Consider the following 4,520-nt stretch of genomic DNA (forward strand, 5'->3'; position numbering starts at 1 on the left):
TGGACGGTTAGATGATGCTGTTATTAAAATTAAATCCACTGAAGCCATTTTAGGAGTCGTTTTAAATGCCGATGATTTTGTTTTAGAAGGAGAATTTGTTCCCATTCCTTCCCTTGCGACTCAACCGATTGCTTGCTTACCCAAAGCCAATATCACCACCTGTCAATTACCTACTTTCAATTCTTTAAACTCTACAATGCTGCCATCTTCATCAGGTGCTACCTTTTCAGAACATTCTCAACAAAACACTAAAATTAGCCCTAAAAATTGAACCTTGCACCAGATAGACCTTTGTGTATCTACCCCGAATCCTTGAATCAAATTAACCCTAATTTGTTAAACTAGAATAGCTCTTTAAACTTGAGATTTTATTGCAATGGAACGTTTCGATGTTGTGGTCATTGGTGCAGGGCCAGCAGGAGGTCAATGTGCAAGACAACTTACCCAAGCTGGTCAACGAGTCTTATTAATTGAACAACATGAAACTTTTGATCAAAATGATTTTTCTAGTGCCGCTACACCGTTAGAAACTTTAGAAACATTCAATTTACCCGAAACCGTTATTGGGAGTTATTGGCAAAATTTAGTCATTATTACGACAAATATTCAACAAAAATGGCCGTCTCCAAAACCTTTGGGGGCTGTTTTTGATTTTGCAAAATTACGTGAATTTTTAGCCACAGAAGTTCAGAGTCAAGGCGGTGAAGTTTGGATGGGATATCGTTATCTGCGTTATTATCAAAATCATCAAAATACAATTGTTGAATTAAAACAACGGTCTACAGGAGAAATTATTCAAGTTGAAACACAAGTTTTAGTTGATGCGACTGGGCCAGCGAGGGCTGTTATGTATTCTAAAAAAGAACCTCAACCCAATTATTTAACCGCAACGGCAATAGAATATTTAATTGAACTTTCAGCAACCGATTATCAAAAGTATTCTCAAGATTTAATTTTCTTTTTAGGTCATCGCTGGATGCCCAGGGGTTATTCGTGGATTTTTCCTATGGGAAATAATCGTTTAAAAGTGGGTTCTGCTCAATTAAATCGTTCTCATCAATGGGTTAATCAAAATCAAAATTTACGTTCCTATGTGGAGTTATTGTTAACAGACTATTTGACGGATATTCCCTATAAAATTATTAATCATCATGGAGGAATGTTAAAATATTGTAGCGGGTTAAAAGATGTTTATTATCAAGATAATATTATTGCCATTGGAGATGCAGTTTCAATGGTAAATATGTTAGGCGGAGAAGGTATTCGTCATGGAATGCAAAATGCTAATATTGCTGCTGGATATATTCAAGATTATCTCGCCGGAAAAATAACAGATTTTGCAGGTTATCGTCAGGACATTCGACAAACTTATACTAAAACTTGGAATGGGTCAGAAAAGATGGGATTAAGTAAATATTTAAAATATAGTGATGAATCGATTGATAAAGGAGTTTATTATCTCAAAGATTTATCCTTAGATGATATGATGGCTATTTTATTTCACTATGATTTTAAACGGTTATATAAAGCCGTGTTTAAATATTTACGATATAAATTTGATAAGGTTTGGATCACCTTAAAAATTAAACTTAATTCGACCTCGAATTTTTAAAATTTAAATTTATAATTGATTCCCCAAAGATCAGATTATTTACTGTTAACTTGATCAGTGTTTTGTCCATAATTTTATGCTATAATTAACCAGAAGTCACTAATGAAGCGAGATGATCGTTATAAAAAATTGCCATGTCAGGCGCGAGGAATTCCTGAATATTGGATGATTGACCCCATACAACAACAGATTACTGTGTTTAGTTTGGTAACGGGACTTTATGAAGAAACTGTATTTACAGGGGATGGGTTAATATGTTCTAATTTATGATCAGAATATAACCAACAATCACCTTTGACCGCTGCACAAATCTTGCCAGATGGAAATAGATAGTGAGTCTTTAGTGATTAAAGTTAAGCCTAGATTTGTTTTGAATAATTTGTAACTACAAAAATGACCTCAACTTTAACTCAAGTTTATCCGATTATTTGGGAAAGCGATGGGCTCCGCCCAGCCGAAGGCGATCGCGCTTCTTTAATTGATCAAACCCGTCTCCCCGATGAATATACCCGAATTGAAATTACAACCTATCAACAAATGGCAGAAGCCATTAAAACCATGATTGTTCGCGGAGCACCTGCCATTGGAATTGCTGCCGCTTATGGGTTATATTTAGGAGCTAGAGACATTCAAACTTCAGACCGTCAAAAGTTTTTAATCCAATTAGAAGAAATTGCCCAAGTGTTACGCGCCACTCGTCCAACGGCTGTTAATTTATTTTGGGCAATTGATCAAATGTTGAAAACGGCAACCGAAACATCTGGCACAATTGATGATATTAAAACCGCTTTATTACAAAAAGCACATCTGATTAGAGAAGAGGATATTCAAACTTGTTTTGCCATCGGAGAAGCCGGGTTAACAGTATTACCTCAAACCCCCGAAAAACTAACAATTCTCACCCATTGTAACACCGGATCTTTAGCAACCGGAGGCTATGGAACCGCTTTAGGTGTAATTCGTTCCGCGTGGAATTCTGGACGGTTAAATCGAGTTTATGCTGATGAAACTCGCCCCCGTTTACAAGGAGCAAAATTAACAACCTGGGAATGTGTACAAGATCAAATTCCTGTGACTTTAATTTCTGATAATATGGCTGCCCATTGTATGAAACAAGGGTTAATTCATGCGGTGATTGTAGGAGCAGATCGGATTACAGCTAATGGCGATACAGCCAATAAAATTGGAACCTATAGTTTAGCAATTGTTGCCAAAGCTCATAACGTTCCTTTCTTTGTTGCTGCACCGTTATCAACGGTTGATTTTAAATTAGCAACCGGAGAAGAAATCCCCATTGAAGAACGAGATCCAACAGAAGTTTATCAAGTAGGAACGACTCGAATTTGTCCTGAAGGTGTTGAATTTTTTAACCCCGCTTTTGATGTTACTCCTGCTGAATTAATTACGGCTATTATAACAGAAAAAGGGGCTGTTATTCCCTCAGAGTTAAAACAATTTAATACCAGTTGTTAAAACAAAACAAAAGCTGTATTACCCATCTAAATTGATGGTAATATTGTACTGTAGGGGTTTTTAGAGGGTTGGGCAACCCCTACAAGTTTTTTTCAAAAATCCTACAAACATTGCTATCAGTTGTTAATGAATACATATACTTTATTGAGTCAAACTGAACGCCAACGGGTAAGCGATGGAGTCGTCACATCGATTTTAAGCGGTTGTGAATCTTCTCCCTGGAAGTTAGTCCTGATATGGCCTCAATTGGGAGATTTTGATAGTCTTGAATATGCTTGGTGGTTGCAACGGGAAGCCGAACAACTTCAAGCGCAAGGAATCGCAATTCGAGCTATCGGAATTGGGGATCAAACTTCCGGTCAAAAATTCTGTGATTATACTGGATTTCCGGCTGATTTTTTATTTGTTGATCCCAGCGCCGAACTGCATCAAACCCTGAATTTGTACTCGGGTTTATCGCTCAAATTACCCGGTTTTTCGCCCAGTATGAATGCTGGACTCAATTTAATGTTAATGTGTGCGGGAATCGGTAGCCCAGGTACTTTGGCGGAAGTATTTCGCGGTTATCAAGGTGATAAGAATGCGCCTCAATTAATTGGGGATGAAGAAATAATTCAAGCACCCCCCCTTCCTACACTCAAAGGTTCATTTTTTAAATGGGCTGGCGGTAGCGGTTTTCAACGTCCTTTTGAGTTAGCAACATTGCGACTGCGAAATATGTCAGAAGTGTTGAGTCACTGGAAAACATACATTCCCAATGCAGCTTATCTAACCCAAAGAGGAGGAACTTTTCTGTTTAATAAACAGGGAGAATTGCTTTATGAACATCGAGATCGCGGGATTCTAGGTTTTGCAGCTAATATGAGTTATCCTCTATCTTTTCTGACAAAAGTCACGCTAAAATATTAACCTCGCGTTCTGCTAATAACCGTGAAGAAATTCTTCCATAATTTGTAGGGGCGGAGAAACCCCGCCCGTAACAGTTATTAGTTAAATTATAATTTTAATCTCAATATTAATTTTTTGTTGCCATTCGCGAATATAAACTAATAATCCATACATAAAGACAATCACTCCCATCATTTCCATAATTTCTTCAATAATCGCCATTCCAGCATAAATAGGATTTTGTTGATTTTCTAAGACGGTAATATAACTACCTACCATTTCTAGGAGTAATGCGCCACTAATATATAGAGAAGCAGCTAAAGCAAAATGATATCGAGTTTTTTGAGGAAGATATAACCAAAAATTCCAATATTTTCGCAGGAAAATAACAACTAAAATTGTCCCCGGAATCACCCACATCGAATGTAAAAAAGCAGGTAATCTTAACGCATCTGCAATATCAGGAATAATTAAAATTTCATGAATCATAAATACTTCATCAAAGGCTAATAACCCAAAAATAATCGATAGCCATTTCCATTGTTGA

At 36.9% G+C, this 4,520-nt stretch carries 4 protein-coding genes and 2 pseudogenes; 5 read left to right on the forward strand and 1 reads right to left on the reverse strand.

All coding sequences use genetic code 11. The features are described 5' to 3' along the window. The 5 genes and pseudogenes from ACKPEB_RS09305 to ACKPEB_RS09325 form a co-directional block, all read left to right on the forward strand. Nucleotides 1-271, forward strand: a pseudogene (locus ACKPEB_RS09305) (hypothetical protein); the annotation flags it as partial. Between the two features lie 105 nt (nucleotides 272-376). Further along, nucleotides 377-1,612 (forward strand): NAD(P)/FAD-dependent oxidoreductase, encoded by a 1,236-nt coding sequence (locus ACKPEB_RS09310; protein WP_408964595.1) that lies wholly within the window; start codon nucleotides 377-379, stop codon nucleotides 1,610-1,612. Between the two features lie 102 nt (nucleotides 1,613-1,714). Then, complete coding sequence (locus ACKPEB_RS09315) at nucleotides 1,715-1,882, forward strand: Uma2 family endonuclease (RefSeq protein ID WP_408964596.1); 168 nt, start codon at nucleotides 1,715-1,717, stop codon at nucleotides 1,880-1,882. A gap of 123 nt (nucleotides 1,883-2,005) precedes the next feature. After that, complete coding sequence (mtnA, locus tag ACKPEB_RS09320; protein WP_408964597.1) at nucleotides 2,006-3,085, forward strand: S-methyl-5-thioribose-1-phosphate isomerase; 1,080 nt, start codon at nucleotides 2,006-2,008, stop codon at nucleotides 3,083-3,085. A 126-nt stretch (nucleotides 3,086-3,211) separates the two neighbouring features. After that, entirely contained in the window at nucleotides 3,212-3,994 is a 783-nt protein-coding gene (locus tag ACKPEB_RS09325; RefSeq protein WP_408964598.1) for a peroxiredoxin-like family protein, read from the forward strand. 81 nt (nucleotides 3,995-4,075) lie between these two features. Here ACKPEB_RS09325 and ACKPEB_RS09330 read toward each other — a convergent pair. After that, nucleotides 4,076-4,520, reverse strand: a pseudogene (locus ACKPEB_RS09330) (hypothetical protein); the annotation flags it as partial.

The sequence above is a fragment of the Planktothrix sp. genome, from assembly GCF_046067725.1.
In the GTDB taxonomy this organism is placed as follows: Bacteria; Cyanobacteriota; Cyanobacteriia; order Cyanobacteriales; family Microcoleaceae; genus Planktothrix.